Annotated in this window: 17 protein-coding genes and 2 pseudogenes; 8 read left to right on the plus strand and 11 right to left on the minus strand. The window is 67.8% G+C overall.

Going from position 1 to position 25,953, the window contains the following annotated elements; genetic code table 11:
- Positions 1-167 precede the first annotated feature (167 nt).
- On the minus strand, positions 168-458 hold the full coding sequence (locus ACFY10_RS46250; protein WP_390671397.1) for a hypothetical protein: 291 nt from the start codon (positions 456-458) through the stop codon (positions 168-170).
- 158 nt (positions 459-616) lie between these two features.
- Between ACFY10_RS46250 and ACFY10_RS46255 the strand changes: the two genes are divergently transcribed.
- The gene (locus ACFY10_RS46255; RefSeq protein ID WP_390671398.1) at positions 617-907 is read left to right on the plus strand and encodes a transposase; all 291 of its coding nucleotides are present in this window, start codon (positions 617-619) and stop codon (positions 905-907) included.
- On the opposite strand, the gene ACFY10_RS46260 is transcribed toward ACFY10_RS46255, so the two are convergent.
- The 6 genes from ACFY10_RS46260 to ACFY10_RS46285 form a co-directional block, all read right to left on the minus strand.
- Positions 805-1,578, minus strand: a complete 774-nt coding sequence (locus ACFY10_RS46260; RefSeq protein ID WP_388842477.1) for an ATP-binding cassette domain-containing protein — start codon at positions 1,576-1,578, stop codon at positions 805-807. The two genes, ACFY10_RS46255 and ACFY10_RS46260, sit on opposite strands and share 103 nt — an antisense overlap.
- Positions 1,575-2,627 carry an ABC transporter permease gene (locus ACFY10_RS46265; protein ID WP_390671399.1) on the minus strand — a complete coding sequence of 351 codons (1,053 nt, stop codon included), beginning with the start codon at positions 2,625-2,627 and terminating at the stop codon, positions 1,575-1,577. The genes ACFY10_RS46260 and ACFY10_RS46265 overlap by 4 nt, the downstream gene beginning before the upstream one ends.
- Entirely contained in the window at positions 2,624-3,763 is a 1,140-nt protein-coding gene (locus ACFY10_RS46270; RefSeq protein WP_390671400.1) for a sugar ABC transporter substrate-binding protein, read from the minus strand. The genes ACFY10_RS46265 and ACFY10_RS46270 overlap by 4 nt, the downstream gene beginning before the upstream one ends.
- 217 nt (positions 3,764-3,980) lie before the next feature.
- Complete coding sequence (locus tag ACFY10_RS46275) at positions 3,981-4,217, minus strand: nuclear transport factor 2 family protein (protein ID WP_390671507.1); 237 nt, start codon at positions 4,215-4,217, stop codon at positions 3,981-3,983.
- 242 nt (positions 4,218-4,459) lie between these two features.
- The gene (locus tag ACFY10_RS46280; RefSeq protein ID WP_390671401.1) at positions 4,460-5,122 is read right to left on the minus strand and encodes a response regulator; all 663 of its coding nucleotides are present in this window, start codon (positions 5,120-5,122) and stop codon (positions 4,460-4,462) included.
- Positions 5,119-6,324: a sensor histidine kinase gene (locus ACFY10_RS46285; protein ID WP_390671402.1), complete on the minus strand. Its 1,206-nt coding sequence runs from the start codon at positions 6,322-6,324 to the stop codon at positions 5,119-5,121. Before ACFY10_RS46285 ends, ACFY10_RS46280 begins: the two co-directional genes overlap by 4 nt.
- 194 nt (positions 6,325-6,518) lie before the next feature.
- On the opposite strand from ACFY10_RS46285, the gene ACFY10_RS46290 reads away from it, so the two are divergent.
- Both ACFY10_RS46290 and ACFY10_RS46295 read left to right on the plus strand, forming a co-directional pair.
- Positions 6,519-7,115, plus strand: coding sequence for a DUF308 domain-containing protein (locus ACFY10_RS46290; RefSeq protein ID WP_390671403.1), 597 nt, complete (start codon positions 6,519-6,521; stop codon positions 7,113-7,115).
- Between the two features lie 1,044 nt (positions 7,116-8,159).
- Positions 8,160-8,538, plus strand: a pseudogene (locus ACFY10_RS46295) (transposase); the annotation flags it as partial.
- Positions 8,539-8,677: 139 nt separating this feature from the next.
- Here the strand turns inward: ACFY10_RS46295 and ACFY10_RS46300 are convergent.
- Positions 8,678-10,039, minus strand: a complete 1,362-nt coding sequence (locus ACFY10_RS46300; protein WP_390671404.1) for a DUF6236 family protein — start codon at positions 10,037-10,039, stop codon at positions 8,678-8,680.
- Positions 10,040-10,797: 758 nt separating this feature from the next.
- Between ACFY10_RS46300 and ACFY10_RS46305 the strand changes: the two are divergent.
- The 3 genes and pseudogenes from ACFY10_RS46305 (at position 10,798) to ACFY10_RS46315 (ending at position 14,548) form a co-directional block, all read left to right on the plus strand.
- A pseudogene (locus tag ACFY10_RS46305) lies at positions 10,798-12,041 on the plus strand (IS256 family transposase).
- A gap of 742 nt (positions 12,042-12,783) precedes the next feature.
- Complete coding sequence (locus ACFY10_RS46310) at positions 12,784-13,809, plus strand: ArsR/SmtB family transcription factor (RefSeq protein ID WP_390671405.1); 1,026 nt, start codon at positions 12,784-12,786, stop codon at positions 13,807-13,809.
- A 277-nt stretch (positions 13,810-14,086) separates the two neighbouring features.
- A complete protein-coding gene (locus tag ACFY10_RS46315; protein WP_390671406.1) occupies positions 14,087-14,548 on the plus strand; it encodes a hypothetical protein in 462 nt (153 codons plus the stop codon).
- A 386-nt stretch (positions 14,549-14,934) separates the two neighbouring features.
- Here the strand turns inward: ACFY10_RS46315 and ACFY10_RS46320 are convergent, their stop codons facing one another.
- Entirely contained in the window at positions 14,935-19,107 is a 4,173-nt protein-coding gene (locus tag ACFY10_RS46320) for a beta-galactosidase (protein ID WP_390671407.1), read from the minus strand.
- Positions 19,108-19,308: 201 nt separating this feature from the next.
- A complete protein-coding gene (locus ACFY10_RS46325; protein ID WP_390671408.1) occupies positions 19,309-22,575 on the minus strand; it encodes a GH92 family glycosyl hydrolase in 3,267 nt (1,088 codons plus the stop codon).
- Between the two features lie 780 nt (positions 22,576-23,355).
- Between ACFY10_RS46325 and ACFY10_RS46330 the strand changes: the two genes are divergently transcribed.
- Both ACFY10_RS46330 and ACFY10_RS46335 read left to right on the plus strand, forming a co-directional pair.
- Positions 23,356-23,817 (plus strand): hypothetical protein, encoded by a 462-nt coding sequence (locus ACFY10_RS46330; protein ID WP_390671514.1) that lies wholly within the window; start codon positions 23,356-23,358, stop codon positions 23,815-23,817.
- Between the two features lie 155 nt (positions 23,818-23,972).
- A complete protein-coding gene (locus tag ACFY10_RS46335) occupies positions 23,973-24,848 on the plus strand; it encodes a hypothetical protein (RefSeq protein WP_390671409.1) in 876 nt (291 codons plus the stop codon).
- Positions 24,849-25,069: 221 nt separating this feature from the next.
- On the opposite strand, the gene ACFY10_RS46340 is transcribed toward ACFY10_RS46335, so the two are convergent.
- Positions 25,070-25,717: a dihydrofolate reductase family protein gene (locus ACFY10_RS46340; protein WP_390671410.1), complete on the minus strand. Its 648-nt coding sequence runs from the start codon at positions 25,715-25,717 to the stop codon at positions 25,070-25,072.
- Positions 25,718-25,953: the final 236 nt, after the last annotated feature.

Consider the following 25,953-nt stretch of genomic DNA (forward strand, 5'->3'; position numbering starts at 1 on the left):
TCGATAAACGTGCCCATGACCTCAGCGTGTCTCATACGTGCCTCAGCGTGTTCGCCAGCTCTCCGTGAGCGCCGGGCCCGCCCACGTCTCAACAGGACGTCATACTCGCCGTCCGGGCTGATCAGGAACGTCTGGCCCTCCGGTACGCCCAGTCTTCCAACCGCTGATCAAGTCCGGCGAACGCCGCGCAGAACTCCCGCGGAGTCTGCCGTTTCGGTGATCAGGGATCCGCGGATTTCCCGGCGTGAGCGAGGTACCTGTCCGTACGATCCGGGCGGGAGGTGCGTCAGGTGGCCAGGGATGCGGAACCGGACCTTCATGGGCTGGTCACGGCCCGCAGGGCCGAACTGGAACTGCAGGCAGAGAAGTTGAGCCAGCAGCTTCAAGAGGTGCGCGACGAGCTCGAGGAACTCACCGTCGCCGAGCGGGTCGCGCGTCGGCTGGCCGAGCAGCTGCACGCCGAAACGAGGACGACGCCTGGGGGCGCCGACCAGGTCGTGGGCCGCGCGGTGCTGCTGGTGCCGCAGCGCGAGCGCACGGTCTCCGACGCTGCCTCGTGCCCGCTCAACTGGCGGCTGTTCCTGCCCCCGGAGTGGGCGCAGGACACCGGACCGGCGTGCCCAGGGACGTCGGGCACCGGGAGAAGTGGCGGCTGGCCCTGGACGCCCTGGATGAACTGGCCGGGTGGCAACTGCTGCCGCCGGTCGTGGTGGCGGATGCCGGCTACGGCCAGAACGCCGACTTCCGCGCCGCCCTGGCCGAGCTCCGGCGCACTCGCCGCGGCGTGGCTCCGCCCGAAGATACCTATTTGGTACGCGACTTCCGGTACTCCTCGACCACCAGGTCGGTCAGCTCCGCCACCGACGTCTCCGACGTGCGCTTGTCGAAGGTGATCTCGCCGTGCTGAAGCAAGTTGACCCGGTCGCAGACCTCGAAGACCTGGGCGTAGTTGTGGGCGATGATGATCACGGAGACCTCGCCGCGGGCCTTGAGGTCGTTGACCAGGTCGAGAATAAGTGCGCCCTCCTTGGCGCCCATCGCGGCCAGCGGCTCGTCGAGAAGGAGGACCCTGGCCTCGGAATAGACCGAGCGGGCCACGGCGATGGCCTGGCGCTGGCCCCCGGAGAGCTTGGCGACCTCGACATCGACCGACGGGATGTTCACCCCCATCTCGTCCAGGTGCTCCTGGGCAATCTTGCGCATCGCGCGGTTGTGCAGCAGCCGGGTGGGGCGGATCATCTCCCGGTTCAGGAACATGTTGTGGTAGACCGTCAGCTCGTTCACCAGCGCCAGGTCCTGGTACACCGCGTCAATGCCGAGCGAGCGGGCATGGTCGACCGACTTGAGCGTCACCTCTTCGCCGTTCAGGAGGATGCGGCCGGCGTCGGGCCGGTGGAAGCCGCAGAGGATCTTCAACAGGGTTGACTTTCCAGCGCCGTTGTCACCGACCAGGGCGAGCACTTCACCTTTGTTCAGGCGCAGGTTCACGTCCCGTAGTGCCGTGACCGCGCCGAAGCCCTTGGCCATGTGCTCCACGGAGAGCGCCGGTGTCGGTGTCGGCCCGGTCGTCCCGCTCATCGACGGCCTGCCCTTCGCAGTCTGGTCAGGTACACGTTGAGCACCATGGAGAGGATGATCGCCGCACCGAGGATGATGTTGAACGGGTTGGCGTTGATGCCGATGAGGTTGAACCCGTTGCGCAGCTCCGCGAGGACGAGCGCGCCGAGCAGCGCGCCGACGACCGTTCCTGAGCCGCCTGCCAGCGCCGTACCGCCGATGACCGCGGCGGAGACGGCGGTGAACATCGGGGACGCGCCATCCGCACCCGCAGAGGTCGGGTCGATCGAGTCGACGCGGAAGGCCTCGAGGATGCCGGCGAAGGCCCCGAGGGCGCTGGTGGCCATGAAGTTGCCGAACTTGATGCGGCCGGTCCTGATGCCGGCCTCGCTCGCGCCGAGCGGGTTGCCGCCGGTGGCGATCGTGTACAGGCCCCAGCGCGAGCGGGTGAGTACCACGTGGAAGTACGCGACGATGATCAGGCACCAGATCAGTTCCGACCAGTCCGACTGCCCGAACCAGCCGCGCACCCCGTGTGCCGCTTCGGGGATCTGTGCCGGGTACGCGTGCGACGTGGTCAGCATGATGCCGAGGATGAGGAAGAGCATGCCGAGCGTGGCGACGAAGGACGGTACCTTGAGCACGACCACCACGAAGCCGTTGACGAGACCGATGGCGGCGCCGGCCAGTATCGAGCCGATGATCGCGACGATCGGGTAGGTGCCGTAGTAGTCGATCATGTAGTGCATCAGGAACGGCGACAGCGCGAAGACGGCGCCCACCGACAGATCGATCTCCCCGCTGACCAGCAGCAGCACCATGCCCGCCGCGATGATCGCGTACGGTGCCGTCTGCTGGGAGAGGTTGACCAGGTTGTTGCGGGCCAGGAAGTCCGAGTTGTTGGACCAGAAGTACAGCAGCAGGCCCACCGCGACGATGAAGATGGTGGCCTCGCGGCGTATGACGAACGCCTCGAAGGCAAGGCGCAGCGGGCCGTGCCGCCTCACCGGCGGGGTGCCGGCCGTGGTGGTCTTCCCGCCGATCGCGTCCTGCACGGCCCGCTCGCTCATGCGTGTGCGATGGGGCCGGAGCGCTTGACCAACTGCTGCTTCGTGCTGGAGCCCTCGAACCGGGTCTTGGTCTGCAGATAGGGATCGACGTTGTCCTTGGTCACGAAGAGCAGGCCGGTGTCGGTGACACTCGGGATCACCAGTCCGCCGGACAGCTTGTACAGCCACAGGTAGAGCACGCTCAGGAAGCCCTGCAGATAGGGTTGTTGGTCGATGGTGAAGTCGAGGTCACCCGCTTTGATCGCCGTGAGGGTGTTCGGGTTCAGGTCGAAGCCGCCCGCGACCACGCCCTTCTTCTTGAGGCCGTACTTCTTCACGACCTTGCCGACGTTCTCCGTCGAGCCTGCGTCGACCGCGAACAGGCCCTTGAGGTCCTTGTGTCCGCTGACATACGCGTCGATGGTCGACAGCTCCTGAGGAAGCTCTGCGCCGCTCGCGACCGACTTGAAGTCGATCGACTTGCCGGATGCCTTGATCGCGTCGGTGGCCCCGTCGATGCGCGGCTGGATGTTGAGCGCGCCCGGGGTGGCGATGAACCCCACCGCTTGCCCGCCGGAAGGCATCAGCGAGGCGATTCGGCGGCCCAGCTCGACCCCGGACTGGTAGAGGTCCTGCCCGACGTAACAGAGCCGGCTCGTCCCCGGATCCCCTTTCGCCCCGTCCGCGTTGTACGAGAGGGTCGGGATTCCGGCGTCGAGGGCTTTGTCGACGGGCGCCGTGAAGGCGTTCTTGTCGACGACCGCTATGGCGATGCCGTCGGCCTTCGCGGAGACGGCCGAGCTCATGGCGCTGACCATTTCCGGGACGCTCGAGTCCTTTGAGCCGGTCCACTGGAACGAGGCGCCCAGGAGTGCACAGGCGTCCGCTGCGCCGTATTGCGTGGGAGTGAAGAACGGGTTGGTCGTGACGTGGTTGACGAACACGAACCTCCACTTCGGCGTCTTCGGGAAGTCGCCGACACCGTCGCCCGATTTGCTGTCGTCACTCTTGTTGTCGGCTGAGCAGGCGGACAGCAAGGCCGCCGCGGCGGCCGAGGCGCTCACCATTCCGACGCCGCTCAGCAGTCGCCGCCTGGCCAGCCCGTTCAGGCTGAGCGTGTCGACGGCTTTTTCCACCTGCGGATCGATCTTCTTCATGATCACTCCGGCGCGCTCGGCCCATGCCGCCCGGTATTTCGAACGACGTTCGGCACATTTGGTGGGGCTGAACGTAGAACTGGCCTGATAGGCCGTCAAGGCCCCGAGCGGGCTACGGTTTCGTCAACATTTGTACGTGGATCGTCTGCCCCGCCATGCCTACGCCGTCGCCTACCTCGTCATCACCGGCAGCCGCCTGATCATCCGTCGGAAGCGATCAGCTGCTCAGATGCTCATGGAGCATCATCCACACGCTGTCCCGCCGCACGATGACGTTGGTGCCCCGCCCCTGACCGGAACGTGGCTCGCCGTCGACTACGCCGGTCCAGGCGAACCGATAGCGGCACACCGCCACACCGGTGGTGAGCACCGGCCACTCCAGGTCCCGGACCTCATACACCTCGTCGAGGATGGTCGAGAATGTCTTCTCGATCGCGGACCGGATCTCCTCGATGCCCCGAGATCAACGACGGGATCGGAGGGACCCGACGGGTGGGACGGCAGCCGCTGCTGACCGACTCCGAGCTCGTCTGCCGGGCCGTGGCGCAAGCCCTGCTTTTGCAGGTACAGGTCCGGGCACGCCGCTCGCGCAGCGCGACGGTGAGGTCTTCCAGGTACGTGCCCACGCCGCCGCGTCCGCCGCACTGCTCGGCATCACCACGACGGCCACCTGTTTCAAGGTGCTGCCCGGCAGGCTCAGGGGTAGAGGCCGGCCCGAAAGGCGAACGAGACGAGTTGCGCTCGATCACGTGCGCCGACCTTCGTCATGGCCCGCACCGCATGGGTCTTCACGGTGAACGGCGACACGGACATCTGGGCCGCGATCTCGTCGTTGCCGAGACCGCTCGCGACGAGAACGACCACGTCCCGCTCCCTCGGTGTCAGAGCGGCGAAGCGTCGCAGCAGTTCCTGGTCGATCACCGGGGGCGGACTGTCGGTCATGTGACCGATGAGCGCGGCCGTCGCAGCGGCCGACAGCGCACCGCCACCGCCGACGACCTCGGTGATTCCGGCAACGAGTTCAGCGGGGCTCACGGTCTTGCTCAGGAAACCGTTGGCGCCCGCGCGGAGGGCGGCGAGAACGATGTCGTCCTGGTCAAAGGTGGTCAGCACGATCACCCGCATCTTTTCGGATGGGTGCTCTATGCGGATCCGGCGGGTGGCTTCGACACCGTCGATGCCTGGCATCCGGATGTCCATCAGGACCAGGTCGACGGGGTGGTCCCGGAGGTAGGGGACGACCTGGAGTCCATCGGAGAGATCACCCACGACTTCGAGACTTGGGTCGAGCCGAAGCATCGCCCGGATCCCGGCCCTGATCTCGTCCTGGTCGTCGACGATCAGAATCCGCGTCGTCATACGACGGCTCCCAGAGGGCTGAACTCAGCATGGACCCGGAATCGCCCGTCGTCACTGTCGATCGTCAGCCGCCCGTTGGAGGACTCGACGCGTTCGCGCATCCCCACGAGTCCGAGTCCGCTGCCCGCGCCGGAGCCGGAGCCACGCAGTGAGTGACCGACGCGGTTCTCGACGGTGACGCAGATCCTGCCGTCGCACTCGCGCACATCCACCGTTGCCGCCCCCTCTCCATGCCGGTAGGCATTCGTGAGTGCTTCCTGAACGACCCGGTAGACCGTCACGCCGACGCTGGGCTCCACGAAACCGGCGGGGATGTCGATGGAGGGCCGGACGTCAAGGCCGATGCTCTGGAAAGAGGCGACAAGGCCTTCCAGGCCACTGAGCGCCGGGGTCGGCCGGAGCGCCTCGTCGTCGGAGATGTCGTCTTGGAGACGCAGGAGCGCGAGGATGCGTTGCGTTTCGACGACGACGGTGCGGGCGCTGGACCTGGCGGAGACGAGGGCCTGCCGGGCGGACTCGGCGTCTTCGGGCAGCCCGATCTCCGCGGCACCGAGATGCATGCTCAGCATCGCGACCTGGTGGCCGATGACGTCGTGGAGGTCCCGGGCGATGCGGAGTCGTTCCTCGGTCACCCGTCGGGTGGCTTCGATCTCGCGGGTGGCGATGGCGCTTTCGGTCCGTTCCTCCAGAGTGCGCCAGTGCTCTCGATGGATGCGCAGCGCGGCCCCTGTCGCACCTCCTGCCACGGCTGAGAAGAGTGCAGCGGCTCCCACGATCGCACCGCCACGGAATCCTCCCAGCGTCATGAACGCCCCGAGGAAGAACGCCGCCACGATGCCGGTTGCGGCCAGCGGCTGCTTTCCCCTGAAGGTGACCGAGAACAGCACGAGCACCGCCATCATCCACACCGACAGGGGATCGTGGCCCACCGCTGTGACGGCGAAGGACGCCGCGCTCGCCACGACCAGTCCTGCCCACGGCCTCCACCCCGAGAGGGTGACGCCGCCACCGGCGAGGAGCACGGAGAGGGCCGTCGGCCCATCCGATCCTCTGAGGATCACTGCCACGATCTGGCCGGTGAACACCAGCGCGGCCACCGCATAGGCGACCAGGTGCAGCGCCTCGGGGCGGCGGACCCACACGGGTGCGACGGGCCCGTCCTGATGGTTCTGCGCCTTGACCATGGCCTGATTCTCGTCCACGTGTCCCGCGGCCGTGTACTTCGAACGATGTACACGGCGAGCTTCGTCCGAGCGATGGGGACGGCAGAACTCATTCGATTCGAAGCGGATGGCAGAACTACTTCGTTCGAAGTACACGGCCTCTCCCGAAGCCGCCAAGACTCCTCATCGAGGCGACCGTCTCACACCATCACGATCACCAAACGGGACACCCGATGACTCAGACCGCCATGACACCGAACACGACCACAACCGCGACGACGGCCTCCGTGCTCCGATCGCTCTACCTGATCCGCGTCGCCTTCTCTCTGATCTGGGTGGCACTCGTCCACACCACCTCCGCCTCCCTCGTGTCGACGGACAGGCCCACAGTGATCGCGGCCGTGCTGCTCGTCATCTACCCCCTTTGGGACGTCACCGCCACGCTCCTCGAGCGTCGCAAGGCCGGCACCGGCCCCACGGACCGCGTCACCACCACCAACATCGCTCTCGGCCTCACCACCACCGCCGGGATGATCATCGCCGTCTTCTCCACCATCGGGACGGCCCTGCTCGTGTTCGGCATCTGGGCCCTGCTTTCCGGAGCGATCCAGCTCGTCATGGCGATCCGGCGCCGACGCACCGTCGGCGCCCAGTGGCCCATGATCATCAGCGGCGGACTGTCCGTCCTCGCCGGTGCCTCCTTCGCCGCCATGTCCGCCTCCGCGACCAGCAGCCTGTCCACCCTCGCCGGATACTCAGCCTTCGGCGCCTTCTGGTACCTCGCCTCCGCCACCACCCTGACCATCCGCAACCGACACGGACAGCGCTGACCACCACCGCAGCCACCCCCCTCCGGTGCTCGCGGGCGAAGCGCAGCCAGCACGCCTCGCAGCGGCCGCGAGCAGGGCTTGTGCCACGGCACCGCAGACCAGCCCGCAGTCGGTCGCCAGGCGGCGGCCGTCCCACCCGCCGCCTCCCTCCGATCTCGTCATCGAACTTCACCTACAGCGCCGTCACGAGGGTGCTCAGGACGTGCGTCACAACACGATCCCGAGCACCCTCTCGTCAAGCACGCACACCCGCCACGACACCGGACCCCTCCGCCCAGGAGCACAGGGCCAGGCCGCGCAACAGCCCAGGGCCAGACGCGCCCTGCGGACACCACGCCCATCGAGCGACACCCAGAACCCCGCGGCCATGCGGCATCGGATGCCGTGGCCCCTTCCGGACCCGGCCCGACCGCACGGCCAGCGAACCGCGGCTGAGCAGGCCGACTCACCGGTACACGAGTAGGCCGCGAGCGCTACCAACTCGCCGTCGACCCCGTCGAACACACCGCCCTTACCGGCATGTTGAACCAGTGCCCGAACACCCCCGTCACCGTCACCCTCTCCCCCTGACCCGCCGACCCGCTGAGCACAGGGCCGACCCACCGCTACGGGGGAAAGCAACGGGCCGACCAACCCCACCGCGCCACAACCCCCGACACGGCGCAGCCCACCCGGGACACCACGCGCCCTGCCGGGCCTGCCGGGTCCCGGGCCTGCGTCGGCCCGCGAGCTCACGGACAGCGCCGACGCATGGGGCCGCGTGGCGTTGGGGGTGCCGGCCGTGCACCGCGTCAGCTCAGCAAGAGGTCTACGGTGACAGAACGCCCCCACAGGGAGTTGAACCACAGCTGCGACTGCTCGACGAAGGCGGTCTCGCGGCCGCTGCCGCCCGTGCAACACAGCCGGACCCAGCCGAGTCCAGTCAAGTCCCGTCTGCTCGGGCTTGAGCAGGGTCGGGAGCGTCTTCAGACGCGCTCACGCTCGGCCCGCTGCCGCACCAGCTCCTCGACCGCGCTCGGCAGGGTCCGCCGATCCGGGCGGGCCATGGCAATTCATCAGCGGACGATCCCCCAGCCCCATGACCGAGCTGGGGTGGAAGTCGGTGGGCGTGCTGGAACTCACCGCGCTGCCCAGCATCGACGAAGCTTCGCCGAGGCCGACTGCAGGCCTTGCCCAGATCGCGCACGGTGCACCTCCTCGGCCACTCGCTCCCGCTCACTCGCGGTGCTGCCACGGCTGCTGCACGAGATCCAGATGCGCAATCGGCTCGACCAGCAGACCGAGCAGTGGCAACGCCGGTACGCGATCCGCGCCGGCATCGAGGCCACCCTCTCGCAGAACGTCCGAGCGCACGGCCTACGCAGAGCCCGCTATCGAGGCCTGGCCCGCACCCACGTGCAGCACGTTCTGACGGCCATGGCCTGCAGCCTCAGCCGCCTCGCAGACTGGAACGACACCGCCCCATCGGCCCGCCGGGCACCCCGCTTCCGAACTCTCTGCAACACAGCCGGACTCGCGATCACCTGACGCCCGAGATCACCAACAGAGTCACGGCATTGGGCCTAGATGTGAATCCCGAGACCCCGGGCGCCTGCGATCGTCCATCGGTTGATGAAGGACGGCGGGTCGTCCACCTTCTCGGCCTGCAGCAGGTAGGTGACGGGCGAATCGGACCGGATGCGATCGCGTTCCTTAGCCGTGACATGGTGCAGTCCGACCAGGCCGAAGCCGATCGATGCGGCGGTGACGGCCGGCCAATGCGCTGCCGCGCCGCCGATGGCTCCCAGGGCGGGCAGTTGCGTCTGCAGGTTCACCAACCCGAGTCCCGTGCCGAGCTTGAGCCCTTTGATCGCGGCCTTGAGGTCGTTGAGGGGCTGCTCGAAGTGCGTCCGGCGGATGTGCGCCACGTGGAGGGCGACGATCTGCCGATCCTGTTCTTCCAGGAGGGAGCTCGTCAGCTCGGCGGCGGCAGCGTCGAGGGCGTCGACGAAGCGGTCGAACTCGGGTCGGTAGTCGGTGCGCAGCTTGATGATGTCGTCGACGGCTACGTCCGCGATGTTCTGGGGCAGCGGGAGCTGCGTGGTCAGCATGCCGACCACGGATGCCGGGCGCCAGTCGTGGGGGTGGTAGTCGAAGAGTTCAGCGGAGATCCGCGCCTCATCCCAGTCGTGCACACTATGTTGGGAGACAGGGTTGTCGGTGATCGGCGTCAACCCGTGCTGTCGGGCCAGCTCTTCCGTCAGCGCCAACTTGTAGACCCAGGCGAGCTTCGGATCCATCGACATCCAGTCGTACTCCTCATCACCGGACATCAGGGTGGGGCGGCGGGTGTTCAGGCCCAGCTGGGAATCGAGCAGCACCTGGCGCAGGGCAGGCGCGAACTCATCCCAGTGCACCTCGACCAGGGACGTCCGCTCGTCGCGCGGCCGCCAGGTCTCCCCCGGGAGAACGTAGCGGTTCACCGATCGCCACTCCGGATCGCTCGGATCGCCCTCGTCGATGTCCTCAGGGGACACGCCGAAGTAACGGTGCAGATCGGCGTGGCGCCCGCGAATGACGTTGATGAAGTGCGGGGCGACCGCTTCGGCTGCCGGCCCCGGAGACAGCTGCTGAATGAAGTTGAGTCCGTCCGCGAGAGCGCGAACGGTGTCGGAGTCGTGGACCGGATACTCGGCCGCGGCGACACGCGCCAACGCCGGCCAGTACAACGCCGTGGCCTTGAGCCACGCGGCATCTCGGATATGAACGTACGGAAAATACAGGCCGATACGCGGTGCCACCGCTCCCCCTTGGTGTCTTCTGCCGGATCTCCGGCACCGACCGTACTCAGGAACTCTGCCCCAGACACAGCGATGCCACAGCGCGGGCGCGGGAACCCATGCCCTGGGCCGGTCGGCTTTCCTTGAATGGCCGGACCTGGCCACAGCTCCCCCGGCCCGATCTGCCTGCCGGGGAAGCCGCGGCCGTTCAGGACAGGACGCCCTGCTCGCAGACCATGCGAGCAACCTCGCGCAGCGGTGGCGAGTTCAGCAGGCTGATCACTTCCAGATTCCGCTGAAGATCACTTTTGAGGCGTCGTCGACACACGGGCACGAAACGGCCTCGCTTCGGCGGTGTTGGGGACCATCCCCGCGCCCGCGGGGATGGTCCGTGTGTGAGCGGGTCTCATCCGCCAATCCTGCAGTCCTCCCTGCACCCGCGGGGATGTCGGCGACGCGTGAATCCACCCCCGCTCCCCCGCCCTCGCGGCTGCAGGGCGCAAACGGATGGCGTCCCATGAAGTGGTGTAGCCGGGCGGGGGCCCGGAACGCGCGGGTGTCTGCTCAGAGCGTGCATCTGTTGACTGTGCATACTCCCTGAGCAACGGCAGGCCATCGAACAAGTCTCCCTGGTGAACGGGCAGTTCAACCGGAGGAGCACGCGATGGCCCTGTCCCAGTCTGAGCTCATGCGGCTGCTGGAGTCACGACGTCGGCCGACGGAGTTGAGGCAATCAGGGTGGTGTGCGAGCGCATCCTGCAGGAGCTCATCGAAGCTGAGGCCACCGACGTGATCGATGCAGCCCCGGGCGAACCACACCGACAAGCGAACGACCTGGCGCAACGGCCACCGGGACAGGCTGCTCACCACCCAGGCCGGTGACCTGGACCGGGACTGTAAGCCGTTCGGTGTAACTCCCGATCATGGAAGATGCATCGATCACCGGTGAGAACGTGTCCGAGACCGTCGAGCCCACGAAAGCTGCATCGGCGAAGGCCGTGGACGACGAGCTGGTCGGCCGCGCCCAAGCCGAGGGCCTGCAACTGACCGGCGAGGGCGGGCTGCTGCAGCAACTGACCAAACGGCTGCTCGAGTCCGCCCCGGAAGGCGAGATCACCGACCACCTCGGCTATGACAAGCACGATGCGGCCGGGAAGAACGGCGGCAACTCCCCCAACGGCAAACGCTCCAAGACCGTCCTGACCGACGTCGGCCCGGTGGAGATAACCGTGCCCCGCGACCGCGACGGCTCCTTCGAACCGAAGATCGTCAAGAAGCGGCAGAAGCGCCTGACCGGCGTCGACGAGATGGTCATCTCGCTGGCCGCGAAGGGCCTGACCACCGGCGAGGTCCAGGCCCACCTGGCCGAGGTCTACGGCGCCGTAGTCTCCCGCCAGACCATCTCCACCATCACCGACAAGGTCCTCGAGGGCATGGCGGAATGGCAGAGCCGACCACTCGACGCCGTCTATCCGGTCGTCTTCATCGACGCCATCCACGTCAACACCCGCGCCCGCGCGGTCGCCAACCGGCCTATCTATGTGGCTCTGGCCGTCACCACCGAGGGCCGGCGGGAGATCTTGGGGCTGTGGGCCGGCGATGGCGGCGAGGGCGCCAAGCACTGGCTGCACATCCTCACCGAGATCAAGAACCGCGGCGTCAGCGACGTCCTCATGCTGGTTTGCGACGGGCTCAAGGGCCTGCCCGAAGCGGTCGAGACCGTCTGGCCCAGGACGCTCGTGCAGACCTGCGTAGTGCATCTGCTGCGGAACCCCTTCCGCTATGCCGCCCGCCAGGACTGGGACAAGATCGCCAAGCTTCTCAAGCCGGTCTACACCGCCCCGACCGAGGAGGCGGCCCTGGAGCGGTTCGCCGAGTTCGCCGATGCCTGGGGCCGGAAGTATCCGGCGATCGGTTCGACACCGAAATCCGCCGCATCGTCTGCACGACGAATGCGATCGAGTCGGTGAGCGCGCGGATCCGCCGGGCGGTGAAAGCACGCGGACACTTCCCCAACGAGCAAGCCGCGTTGAAATGCGTCTACATGGCGATCATGTCACTCGACGCCACGGGCAAAGGCCAGGCCCGCTGGACCATGCGCTGGAAGACCGCGCTGAACGCCTTCGACATCACCTTCGACGGCCGCCTGTCGGCGGCCCGTCAGTAACCCCAACTACCCAGTTACACCACTCGTTTGACAGTCCCTGGTCTGGCGGATCTTACGGGGTAGAGCAGCTCGCCAAAGACACGCTCGTGATCCATCCCGTCATGGCAACAAAGCGCCCACCCGGTGCCGTGAACCAGTGTTCTCGATCAGCGCGCCCGGGTTCCAGACTCGAAGGGCGAACCGGTCACACGTGAACGGTGCGTGAGCTGTTCGCCCGCTCGGCACACCGACATGATGGTGCGGGAAGCAGCAGGGCGTGCGGTTCAAGTCAAGACCGGCCCGGGTTTCACCAGCGACGACGGTGCCTGCCGAGCCCCTCCTGGGCCGAACGGGACGACGCCCGACCCGTAAGGAAATGAGGCAGCCCAACGTGCGCAAACTCAGCCGCATCACCAGCACCCAGTGCGTGAATGGCCATACGGGTCTGTGCCCGCACGACAGCCCCGAGGATCACCGGCGCGCTCAGTCGTCCAACGGCTCGTCCCACCAGGCGTGGTGACCGAACGCGGCTGACCGCAGGCAAGCCCGCTTCTCCGCCCGAAGCCTCCGGCAGCTCCTGGTGCTCGCCTGCCCCGCAGCCGCCGTCTGCGAAGAGCAGCCGAATACGGCGGCATCCAGCCGATCTCCCCGGGTGTCGGTCTCAACACGCAACCAATCACCGGTACTTGTCGACCATTACCCATGATGACAGTCACCGCTCTTCACCCTCGGTCAACCCCCCACTGTCCGCGAATGAGGCCGCATGCTCCGTATCCACTTCACCACCCACGACTTACAGAACATCCGAATCTCACGTCGGCCCGATCCGCTGTGGGAACTCGTCTGCGCAGCCTGCCGGTTGGTCACGCACCAGGGCCCGCTCGAGTTCGGAGCATGGCGTCGCTCCGTCCGTGAACGGCTCGCGACGGACCCGGTGGCCGGCCGTGCCCTGCACACGCTGCAGACGCTCGTCCCGCCCTTCGGGTACATCCCCGACTTCCTCACCCCGTCCGTCCTGGAAGGAGGGCTGCCCGCGGCCCTGGAGGAGATACAGGCCACTCCTCCCGGCCGACTGCGGCACGAGGTGGGCAGGCTCGCCACCGCGCGCCCCCTCCCCGCGTGGACCACGACGCTCGGCCGACCAGGAGACCGCGGCATGCGATCTCTGGTGAAGGCCCTGGAAATCTCCGCCAGGACGTTGCTCGAACCGCGCTGGACCCACGCCCGCAGAGCCATCCGTGACGAGGTCGACGTGCGTTCTCGCATCCTCCTCGACGGCGGCGTCCTGGCCCTGTTGGAGAGCCTGCGTCCGCTCGCCCGGTGGAGAGCACCCGTCCTGGAAGTGGAGTATCCCACCCACCGCGATCTCCATCTGGAGGGACGCGGGCTGCTTCTCGTCCCCTCCTACTTCTGCTGGCGCAGGCCCACCGCCCTTGCCGATCCCGCCCTCGGCCCGGTCCTGGTCTACCCGGTCACCGCACGGCCGCTCGACTCGATCACCCTCAACGACAACGGACTCGAGCGTCTACTGGGCCGCACCAGGGCCTCGGTCCTCGCCGAGGTGGCCCGCGGCGGTCCCCGGACCACCTCCGAAGTGGCAACTGCTGTCGGCATCGCCCTGCCCAGCGCCAGTTACCAGCTCGCCGTCCTCCGGGACGGGGGGCTGTTGGCAAGTCGGCGCGATGGCCAGTACGTGAGGCACTCGGTGACGCTCATGGGCTACCGACTCCTGGATGGAGACGGAGGAGAGTTGCCGCAGATGGGGCAGACCGTCGGCCGCACTCCGTAGCGGGAGTCGCGAATGTGGCGGCGGCTCCCGCCGAGCCGTCGTGCGCTGTCGTGCCCTCCACCGATGCAACCCTGCACAAATTGCCCGCAATTCGAGCACATTCGAAATGCTTCTCCCCCACCCGGCGCATCGGCGAACATCGACGGCGGGGCATGGCATGACACGAGCCGTGCCGCTGTCCGACGCCCCGGCGTCGTATTGACAGAGGCCTCATTCATGGCCGCGAAGCACTGCGGCGACCGCACAAACCGCACCACTCGACCCAACGGGGGGAAACATGAACCTGGTCCGCAATCACCGCATCCGTCGCGCCGCAACCGCGGGCGTCACCCTTCTAGCGGCGGCCGTCCTCGGAACCGCCGGAGCCACCGCCTCCAATGCCGAGACCGCGGCACCGCAGACACAGCAGACGCAGCAGATCGCCTCGTCCGTCCTCGGCAGCGACTACAAGATCACGCTCACCGCGCTGCGGTCGCCGGAGGACGAGTACGCCGCCTCGGTGCAGCTGAAGGTCTACACGCACGACAGCGGAACCTGGAAGGAGTCCGACCGGGTCACGGTGGGCGATGTCGACGGATGGTTCTGGTACCCGCTGACCGGCAGCCACGCCGTCTGCGATTTCTCGACCGCGAGCACGGAGCCCGCACCCCTCGACGTCAGCTTGATGATCACCCCGTCCATCGGCTGCTCCGAGCCGGCGCACTACGTCGTGAAGCAGGGAAGGGTGTACGCCGGCTGAACCGTGCTATGACCATCGCCATCCGCCAGATCGTCGATCAAGGAGCCGGCAGGTCTCTGCGTAAGCGTGCTGTGACCGCCGTGTTCTCCATGACACCGCCTTCACAGCTCTCGCTCCGCAGGCCATGGTGCCCCCATGCCGTGGGACAGCCGCCAAACACCGTCGAACGCTGGCCGTAGACGCCAAGGGGTGGTCGGCCGGAACGGTCCCCGGCCGAAGACTCGTGATCGATTCGAGGGAGGCCGCCCAGCTTCTACCTGGTAGGAGGCGAGTTGGGTATCCGCGGCAGTCAGGCGCTCGACGACCTCGGGACCGCCGCCCCGTATGAGGCGGCGGTCCGTCCGGCCCCGTTGCTGCTCTGCGCGAGATCCGGTTGAAGACGGGTCCTAGCCGCAGGTCAGTGTCGGCATCGCCCAGTCGCCGTGGTCGTTGCCGTTGCCGTCGCCGGCGTCGCCGACCTTCAGGTCGACCACCTGGGCGCCACTGATGTCGACGTCGATCGGCACCGCGGCCTGCTTGCCGCGGATCGTCGGCGTGGTCACCAAGGTTTTGCCGTCGGCGATCACGGAGAACGTCACCGTTCCCGCACCGCCTGTCTCGTCGTCGACGCCGACGTTGGCCGTCAACCGCGAGCAGTTTCCTGCGAGGTAGAGCTCGACGTCGCTGACCGCGTTGGTGCCCAGACCCTTGGCGTAAGCCGTGCCGGCGATACTGATCGGACGACCGTCCCCGGCCGCCTGTTCGCCGACGCTGCTGTCGCGCTCGACCGGGCCCCATCCGTTGGTGGACGACAGGAACGGCAGGTCGCTCACGGCGCTCTTCCCGGCCGGTGGAGCCGGCGGGATCCCGCCGACGATGCGCTCGTCACGGCCGGCTGCCTGCCGTCCGTTCTGCAGGTAGTGCACTGTGGCGGTGAGCGGCGAGGCGGTTGGCAGTGTCCCGGCCGGTGGCTGGACTTTCCAGGTGAAGGTGGCCGATTGGCCGGGTTCCAGGCGCCCCACCGAGGTGGGGCTCGTGGCGTTCACGCTCCAGCCGTCGGGCGCGGAGAGCGAGGCCGTCAGCTTGGACGCGGACGGCCTGTTCTTGGACACGTGGACCGTTGCCTGGGCCGTGAAGGCCTGTTCCGGCTGTGCGGTGTCCGGGACGTCCAGGGTGACATCCGCTCCCGGACGCTTCGGCATCGCGTACGTCCGGGGGTCGTAGCGGGGGCTGTCGTTCTGCACCACGCGCAGAGACGAGGCATAGCTGCCGTAGTTGGTGAGCGAGACCTTGCCGAGGCCGCCGGTGGTGCCGTCCAGGTTCCACACGGCGATGGCGATGCTGTTGCGGCCGTTCGGGTTCAGGATTCCGTTGGGAACCGGGAAGGTGTGCTGTGGGCCGAGGTAGTTGACGTAGTTGCCGACCTGCCAGCCGTTCACGAAGATCGTCGCGCGGTACTTGCGTGACGGGTCGTCGGTGAGCGTCAGCCCGAGCGAGGTGTCCTGGCCGCGGGGCAGGTCCAGGTTGGCGTCGGTGCGGTACCAGGAGACCCCGGGTCGGGTGTCCGTCGTGGGCAGGGACACCCGGTTCCAGTTGGCGTCCGGGTAGCCCGCCAGGGACCAGCCGGCCCGCTCGCCGTACAGGCCGCCCGTCGAGAGCGGGCCGCGCACCGTGTCCTGCAGGTCCTCGCCGCCCCGTACGCCCTGCAGCCGCCACGTGACCGAAGTCAGCGGCGCCCCGACGAGAGAGGCGCTGGTCAGGCCGCGCGCGGTCTTGTTGCCGTTGGTCGAGTTGTAGTCCTCCTCGTGTCCCATGTTCACGGTGAGCACGGAAATGACGTTGTCGCCCTTCGACTTCACCGCACCGGCCGGGAAGGTGAAGTCGCCGCTGCCCGTGGTCGAACTGCCCAGGAAGGCGCCATTGAGCCAGGCGGAAAACGCCTGCGCATCTCCGCCGGAATCCGAAACCAGATGGACGCCGGTCTCCTTGCCGGTGGCGTGGAAGCGGCCGCGGTACCAGGTGTTGCCGGTGTGGAAGCCGTAGTCGTCCGCGTAGAGCACCGGCAGCGCGTTGACGCCGGAGACGCTGTTGGTGGTCGTCTTGTCGGCCACCTGCCAGCCGGAGTCGTCGAAACCGGCGGCCGCTTCGGGGGACTCCTGGGCATGCTGCCAGTTCGTCAGCGTCGGCAGGTGGATCGGGGCAGCCACCGGGATCTTCCCGGCCAGGCTTCCGGTGTCGGAGGCCTGGGTGTCCAATGCCCTGCCGTTCCAAGTGACTTGGCTGCCGGAGGTGAACACCTCGATGTTCTTGTCATCGGCGTTGTCGCCGGTGAGCGCCACGGTGTGGCCGTCGTCCAGGCTGGTCGCCGTCCGCAGCAGGTGGCTGCCGCGCACGAGCACCGGGCCGCTCGCAGTGTCCTGGCGCCAGAAGGTCTTTGCCGTGGCCTTGTCGCCGACGAGCAGCAGCAGCGGGCGCTGTCCGCCGCCGGTGATGCTGATGCGGATCAGGCCCTTGTGGGTGTAGTTCAGCCTCAGGTCGCCGGTGGCCGCGTCCCAGGTGGTCGTGGCCGTGCCTTCGCTGGTGGTCACGGTGGGCTTGGAGGAGTAGCGAAGGACGGTTTCGCCGTCGCTGCCCGGGTCGCCGTAGAGCACGCCGACATCCCGGTTGCCGATCGTCGCGTTGGTCATGATCTCCGACGTCGAGTACTGCAACTGCGCGTCACCGAGGCGGTAGTTGGCGACGATCACGTGCGAGTCGCGCCCGTCGAGCGTGATCGCCGTGTCCGGCTGCTGCGGCACGACCGGGTAGGTCGGCTCCGCGGCGGCGGCCGTCGGCACGTCGATGGCGTCGATGGACACGTAGTTGTCCGTGGACCCCGAGCTGTGGTTGCCGTCGACGACGATCTTCAGGGTGTGCGCCCCGGGCGTCAGGCCGCTCTTCTGGAAGATCACTGCCTGGTTCTCGCCGCCGGAGTCGTCGACCGTCGCCATCCTGGTGCCGTCGAGGTAGACGTCGGCGTTGCCGTGGTTGCTGGTCTTCGAGCCGATCCAGCGGATCGCTGTGCCGTCGAAGGGGACGGTGAGCGAGTCGCCGGCCTTGTTGGAGAACGATTCGGTGTGCTTGTAGTCGCCGCCGGTGTAGCTCTGGTCGGCCACGTGCGACCACGAACCTGCGTACTGCAGCGCGGAGTCGGGGTCGTCCCAGGTGTAAGTGGTGTCCGCGGACGGCTGGGCGTTGAAGTCCAGCGCGATATGGGTCTTGTCGACCGCCGTGGACGTGGAGTTCCCGTGCCGCAGGACGTGGAACTGCGTCTTGGTGTCGGGGTTCATCCGGGCGGTGTCGACGATCGCGGAGTTGTCCGGCGGTGTGGCCCTGATCGCCTCGGTCTTGGTCAGCGGGGCGACCGACTGCGTGAAGTACCCGATCAGCTTGTCCTCGTCGTACTTGGGATCGAGCTGGCGGTTCTCGCGGATCGCGGCACCGTAGTCGTAGGACGTGTAGTTCTCGGGCATGCCCAGCCAGCCCCAGTTGGTGCCGCCGTAGGTCATGTAGAAGCTCTGCGCGGTGGAGCCGACGGCTATGTTCTGCTTGTAGAACACGTTGGCGAACTGGTCGTTGATCAGCTGGGCGCACTTGTCGTAGCCCGGTCCGCCCCAGGGATCGAAGGCGCCGCCCTGGAACTCCGGCGAGTACAGCGGCTTGCCGGCCGGGTGGTCGTAGCTGATGTCGGGGACGCCGTTCCACTTCGAGGGGTTCGAGCAGTTGAAGCCCTGCGGGTAGGAGTCCGGTCCGTCGACGTCCAGGGCGCCGGTACCGGAGTTGAAGGTGCCGTTGTTGTTGCCGGTCAGCGGCACGGTGATGCCGTCGGCGCGGGCCTTGTCCTCCAGGTGCTTCATGTAGGAGCGGCCGGCGGCCGAGCCGTTGTAGTACTCGTTCTCGACCTGGTAGGCGATGACCGACCCGGTGCCGTTGGTCAGTTGGTGGCGGGCGATGATCCGGTCGATCCGGGTCAGCCACTCGTCGGCGTACTTCAAGAACTGCGGGTCGTCACTGCGGTTGTGCCCGGCCTTGGTGGTCATCCAACCGGGCAGGCCGCCGCTGTCGACCTCCGCGTTGATGTACGGCGCCGGGCGCGCGATGACGTAGAGGCCGGCCTCCTGGGCCATGTCGAGCAGCCTGTCGACATCACGTACACCGCTGAAGTCGTACACGCCCGGCTTCGGCGAGTGGTATCCCCAGTCGAAGTACAGCGAGGTGGAGTTGAACCCGGCGGCCTTCATCTTCTGGAAGATGTCGCGCCACAGGTCCGGACTCGGGAGCCGGAAGTAGTGGAACTCGCCCGACCACAAGTAGGTGCGCTTGCCGTCGACGAGGAACGAGTAGCCGTCGAGACTCACCGTGTGCGCCCCCGGACTGGCGGCAGGCGCGGCGGCGGGTGCCTGCCCGCCGACGTCCTGCGCCACTGCGGGCGTGGTCGTGCCCGTGGCCAGGGCGATGGTCGCGGCCGTCGCGAGGACCGCCCTCCACCACCGACGGCGACCGGGTCTCGTAACCTCTGAATCGAACCGATTACCCCGCACTGCGGCCTCCATACCGCCTGAGCAATCAGAGTCAAACAGACTCAGGCAAAGCCGAACAGTAAAGGGGCACAAGGCGCAACACAATGGTGCGGGAGAACACAGCCGAGATGGCTGGGGCGGGGAAAGCTGCAAGGTCTACGAGGGCCGGTTCCCGGGCGTGGCACGGGAACCGGCCCGGCATCGTCAGTTCCGCAGCGCTCTCTACTGTCCGAATCCGTACGCGAACAAGTGGTCGGCGCCCGTCGAGCCCGTCACCGGCAGCGTGATCGACGCCACCTGCTTGGACGGATCCAGCGGGACCTTCGTGGCGAAGGCGTAGGTCTTGACGTTGTTCCGGCCTCCGCTCCCGGTGTTCCGGTATGCGGTCGTGACGGCCGTCGTGTCCTCCGCGAGCGGCTTGCTGGACCCGCCGTTGAGCGTCCAGTCCGAGAAGCCGATCGTCGCCTTCGAGGAGGTGCCGTCGGTATAGGTGACGGTCACCGTGCCGGAGACCCCGCTGCCGTCGGTCGGCGCGTTGGTCGCCGCGCCCAGCAGGCCCAGCGACGCGCCCGACGTACCGGCCGGCATGCGGATGGTCTGTCCGGCCATCTCCAGGTTGTCCAGCTGCCCGGACGCCACTGTCGGCCAGGTGTACGAGATGCCGTCGGCGGTGACGGTGGAGCCGCTCGTGACGCCGACCGCCGACAGCGCGTTCTGCGAGAACGCCCAGCCGCCGTTGTCGAATCCGCCCGAGAAGCCGGCGCCGTCGGGGTAGATGCCCTCGTTGGTGTTGTACGGCCACAGTGCACCGGCCTTGGCCACGGCCACGCGGAGGCTCGCCCCGGTCAGTGCCGTGCCGGTGCTGTGGTCGGTGAGTGTGAAGGTGACCGGGAACGTCCCCTCGTCCGGGCCCGCCGTCACGTGGACCTTCGCCTCTGCACGGTCCGAGGCGGGCACCGTCAGTGAGCCGGAGGTCGTGTCCAGCGTGATGCCGGAGGGCGCAGTCGCCTTCCAGTCGACGGCGACGGCCTCACTGCCCAGGTTGGTCAGGTCGAGTGTGCCGTCGTCGGACGTGCCCGGCTGAAGTACCAGGCCGTCGCTGGAAGGACCGGTGGCGGCCAGCACCCGGCCGCCGCCCGTGGTGTCCGACGGCGGCACCGCCGACGGGTCGGACGCCCAAGAGGTGTTGGGCTGGGTGCCGAGCGTGAAGTCGATCGTGCCCGCGCCCTTGAACTGCTGGTAGGTCAGCCAGGAGGTGTTCCACTCCTTGCCCTTGACGTGGAGCGACTGCACGTACGGTGCGTCGGGCGCGGCCTGCGGTGCGTTGATCCGCACCGTCTTGCCGCCTCCGAGGGTCACCTGGGCCACCGGGAATGCCGGGCTGCCGAGCGCCAGGGTGTCCGTGCCCGGGGTTTCGGGGTACATGCCGAGTTCGGACCAGACGTACCAGGAGCTCATTGCGCCGAGATCGTCGTTGCCGAACGAGCCGACCGGAGCGTTGAAGTACAGCTTCTGCTGGGCCTCGCGGACGGCCGCCTGGGTCTTCCACGGCTGGCCCGTGTAGTCGTACTCCCAGGGGATCTCCACACTGGGCTCGTTGCTCAGGTCGGCGTCGGTGTTGCCGGGGTTGGTGATGTTGTCGAGCAGGCTGTCCAGGTAGGACGAGTACGCCTTGGCACCGCCGCGTGCCTGGATGAGCTGCTGCAGATTGAACGGGACCATCGGCGTGTACTGGGCGGAGGTGCCCTCCACGAAGCCGTTGGAGGTGCCGGGGGTGAAACCGCCCGCGAACTGGCCGTCCTTGTTCTTGGCCCGCAGGTAGCCGCTCTGCGGGTTGAAGACGTTCATCCAGTCCTGGGCGCGGGTGGCGAACTTCTTGTAGACGTCCGTCTTGCCCAGCGACTTCGCGAAGGCGGCGAGGGCGTAGTCGGCGGAGTCGTACTCCAGTTGCGTGGAGACGGGGCCGTAGAAGTTGCAGCAGCCGTAGTCGTTCTCGTCCAGCGGGAGATAGCCCTTCGCGTCCCGCACCGACTCGCCGGGGCGGTCGTTATTCGGGACGGTGGCCTCGTGCTGGAGGGCGGCGAGCGCCTTGTCCGTATCGAAGTTCGTCGCGCCGAAGGCGTACGCGTCGGCGACGATGCCGGCAGCCGGGTCACCGACCATCACGTAGCTCTCGCCGTTGTTCGAGGCCCACTTGGGCAACAGGCCTGTCTGGTCGTAACCGTTGAGCATCGAGGTGACGACGTCCCCGGCGACCTTGGGCTCGACCATCGCCATCAGCTGGGTCTGGGAACGGTAGGTGTCCCAGCCGGAGTAGTTGGCGTACTGGGCCTTCTGCCCCTTGGCCAGCTTGTGGACCTGGTTGTCCATGCCCATGTACTGGCCGTTGTCGTCCGAGAGGACGTTCGGGTGCAGCAGTGCGTGGTAGAGCGCGGTGTAGAACTGCACCTGCTGGTCCGGGGAACCGCCGCCGATCTGAAGTCTGTTCAGCACCGTGTTCCAGGCGTCGTGGTTGGCCTGCTCGACGGTGGCGATGTTCCAGGTCCTGATCTCGCCGGCAAGGTTGTCCGCCGCGCCTGTGTCGTTCGTGTACGAGATGCCGACCTTCGCGCTCACCGTGGGGTTCGAGGAGGTGTCGAAGGTCAGGTACATGCCGTTCGCGCCGGTCGTGGGGGGCTGGTCGGCCTTGGCCGCGGCGGGCGACCGGGGTGCGGCACTCGCGCTCGGTGCCGGGGATGAGGCGCCGGAGGACTTGTCACCGCTTCCGTGGATCGTCGGGGCCGGCCTCGCCGGGACGGTGAAGTGCTTCTCCTTCAGGGGCGCCGACTTGGACGGCTGCGGGGTCTGCTGGACCTTGCCCGCCTTCAGCGACGTCGCGTCGGGGTTGATGGTGCTGCCGACCCAGGTGCCGCTCGCGGTGAACGGCTGGTCGAACTTGATGTCGAAGTGCAGCGTGTAGCGGTTGCCGGCGCCGCAGAAGTGACCGCTGTCGATCGCGCCGCTGATCTCCTGGTCGTTCACCACCTCGACACGGGTTCCGTCCACCTGCGTGGCACCGCCGCTGAGCTTGAACAGCAGGTTCGCCTGCCGGCCCGTGGGGAAGGTGAAGCGGCCCAGACCGGCGCGGGTGGTGTCGGTCAACTCGGTCGTGACGCCGTTCGCGTCCGTGACCTTGTAAGACCCGATGCCCGCCTGCTCGTCGTGGTGGCTGAAGCCGACGGACGCGTCACCGAGGTTGCCCGACAGGGCGCCGGACACCGGCAGGACGGGCAGGTCACCCGCGACGGGGCAGCCGGGGCCCGAAACGTGGGTGACGCTGAAGCCGGAGATCTTGTTGTCGTTGTACTCGTAGCCGCCACCGTCGGGGCGGTGGGGCGTGGTGTCCGGGCCCCACTGGACCATGCCGGCCGGCATGTCGGGGCCGGGGAAGGTGTCCACGGCACCGGACGTGCCGATGAGGGGGTTGACGAGCGACGCAGGGTCCTTCACAACACCCGGCGTCGCGGTGCTCGCGGCATAGGCGCTCCCCACTGACGGGAGCGGGAGGACGGCCATGCCCAACACGCAGGCCACAGCCAGGCGTTGGCGGAATCTCTTTCGGTCTCGTGGCGCAGCTGAACGTCGGGGTCTCACCATCGGTTGCCTCCGCAGCAGTTCGTGCCTCGCACAACAGGTGCCGACGTGCCGAAGGTCCTGGAACGCCGGCGACAGGCAACAGTCCGGGTCGCCCCCGACGGCCTGACAACGTTGCCATCCACGAGTGTCGAGTGAAACGCCTGTGCTTGGAACATGTCAACGAGGCCAACGAGACTTTCTGAACGCGAAGTTCACAGATTGGCACGTGCGGCGCCAGGTCCCGGGGCCCGTGCGGCTCCGGAAGGGCAACGGCCCCGCACACTGAGGACCAGCCCTCACACGTGCCCGCGAAGCCCAAGGCCGCGAGCCGCTCCCCACGCAACACCAGCCAGGACCGGCTGAACCGTCAGAGAGCTTGCGGGAGTTGCCTTCGCCACGCACGGGGTCCTGCCGCACGACCACGAGTGCGCACCGCCCCCGCGATGCGCCCCCTACACGCCACAAGGATGCGTCATTCACAAGCTCCCACTGCCCTCGCCCGTTCCAGGGTGCGTACTCGTCCGCAAACGCGACGAGCCGGCGGCACCCGCCCGACCCGTAAACAGACAACGAGGAACATGCGCAGGCCCGTGGTGGTATGGGCGGCGCGGATGCGGTACTCGGCGCCGGCGCACCAGCGGTGCCATGGCTCCAATGCGGCGATCGCATCCCGTCAACATCGGTGCAGCGCAACTGAGCGCCGGGATGCAGCCGTTCCCTGCGGACGATCGGCCGCATGCCCTTCGCGAACTGCGCCGCAGTTTGCCCGAGGAGCAACACCGCCCGGAGACCGGCGCCTTGGAGCTGGCCGTGGCCACCGCCCTGTTGGGGCTGCGCCACGTCACCGAGGCCCGCACCCGGGCCGCGGCCGCCGACGACGCCGCTTGGCCGCCATTGGCCCGGTCCACCGCCGCACCGCCGAGGCCCGGGCGCCGCTCGACCGCGTCGACGGCGCTCGTCGGAGTGGAGTCCGCATGGACGAACAGCCATCGGCTGATCTTCGAGGAGTCGAAACCCGAAGGAGATCAGCACGATGACCGCACCCGAAGTCTGCCCTGCACGCCCTCACGGAAGACAACCTCGCCGCGGCGAGTCCCGATCTGCTGCGCCCGATGATCACGACGATGATCACAGGCCCGGACCGGTCGTCGCAGACGCATCAGCCGGCACGAAGCATCTCTGGCGCCGTGGCGAAGGTGTGTTTTCCGTCATGGCCGAAGGGCAACTTCCCCTGGAACCATGGGAGATCGACCAACCGGGGGGACAACGGAATGACAGCGACGCACAGACGGATCCCGTTCATCGCGGAGGGAGGCGGCAAGGCGCCCGACGCCACAGCGACGGTACGTCACCGGTGGCGCGCGGTCGCGCTTGTCGCCGCGGTGCTTTCGACCGCCGGCTGCTCAGGCGGGGGCGACGACGCCACACCCCCTCCGTCCACGACCGCGTCCGGCCCGCCCGCCACTGCCCCCGCCGCCTCGCCCACTCCCGTGGTCAAACCATCGAACGTGTATCCCACGAACGCGGACGGCTGCCACTCGAACACGAAGTGGAGCACGGCGCAGGCGGTGGACTGGGTCAAGTTCGGACAGATCGGCCAGCCCGCCATGGCCCAGGGAGAGGTCAGTTTCGGCAAGTCGACGCCCGGCTTCGACGGGCCCCTGTGTCAACGGATCACCGTCCAGGTCCAGTACTGGAGGATCAACTACCGGCCGGCCGACGCCTCTTCGGCCGCCGCCCCCGATTCGCAGGTGCAGTACAACTACGCCATGAAGTCCCTGAAGCGCAGCGAACTGCACATCGACGGCCGTTCAGCGCAGGACGTGCGCCCGCCGAAGGGCTTCGCCTCGACCGACGCCAGCCCCTGCGACGGCTTCCTGGAGGCCCTCTACGTCGGCGCACCGCTCGGGCCCGGTGAACTTCCCACCAAAATCAGCACCGGCAGTGCTCTCCTCGGCGACGACGTCACCTTCCCCACCGAACGCGTGGCCGACTACCACGTGTTCTCCCCGTCCGCGCCGGGCCTCTGCGACGCCGGCGGCAGACCCACCGCCTCCCCCGCCCCGTCGGCCGGTTACCCCTCCTCCGGCCAGATGCTGCCCACACCGTCCCTGCCCGAGGTCGTCCTCACGCCGAAGACCGGCTGATCCCGCGCGAGAGGAGCCGAGCGAGAACGGACCGGCCGCGGCCCCCGGCGGGAACGGCCAGGTCTCGCCGGTGCCGGGGCTCGACGCGGCCGTGTCACGCACCGCATATGCCGGAGTGGTGCGGTGCGTGGCGTTCAACGTGCCGCACGGTCGGCCGACGGGGCAGGGCGAAGACCTGGCCTCGAGCTCTACCCGCGCTCCGGGGCCTCGCCCCCGCCGGTTCAGAGACCCACACGGGTGAACGTCACATGCGTGACTCCGCTGGGCGAGGAGGCGGCTTCGACCTCGTAGTCCTTCTCGAGGCCCTCCACTCCGTCCCAGAGGCGTACGCCTCGGCCCAGCAGGATCGGGGCCACCACAATGTGCATGTGGTCGATGAGCCCGGCGGCAAGGAAGTCGCGGATCACGGTGGGCCCTCCGCCGATACGTACGTCCTGGTCGCCCGCGGCCTCGCGGGCCGTCTCGAGGGCCTTGGCAGGCGAAGCGTCGAGGAAGTGGAACGTCGTGCCGCCCTCCATCTCGATCGACGAGCGCGGGTGGTGGGTGAGGATGAAGGTCGGTGTGTGGAACGGCGGGTTGGGTCCCCACCACCCCTTCCACTTCGGGTCCTCGTGCCATCCGGGCGGGCCGAACTTCCCGGCGCCCATGATCTCGGCGCCGATCCCGGGCGTGAACTGCCGCGCGAAGGCGTCGTCGAGGCCACCGGTTCCGCCGGGCCGACCGGTCATGTCGTGCCAGAACCGGGTGGCAAACATCCACTCGTGCAGCCTTTCGCCGGCGTGGCCGAACGGTGCGTCATGGCTCTGGCCCTCACCGGTGCCGTAGCCGTCGAGCGAGATGGAGAAGTTGTGGACGCGGGCGAGTGACATGGCTGGGGACTCCTTTCCTTCTGCTGGTCCACTTTCGTCGAATCAGCTCGGTCGTGCAGCGATAACGGCCGGACCACGGGCAGCCGAGGCTGCGCGCGGCCGTGACGTCGGGACCTGTCTCGTCTCGGACGATCCGGCTTGCAGCGACCAGATGCCGTGCCCGGGAACGGCGTGGCTTCGGAGTTGAGCCCGCAGCGGCCCACGTACGGGTCGGTGGATGCGGGTGGCCCGTTCGG

Source organism: Streptomyces sp. NPDC001401, assembly GCF_042895385.1.
In the GTDB taxonomy this organism is placed as follows: domain Bacteria; phylum Actinomycetota; class Actinomycetes; order Streptomycetales; family Streptomycetaceae; genus Streptomyces.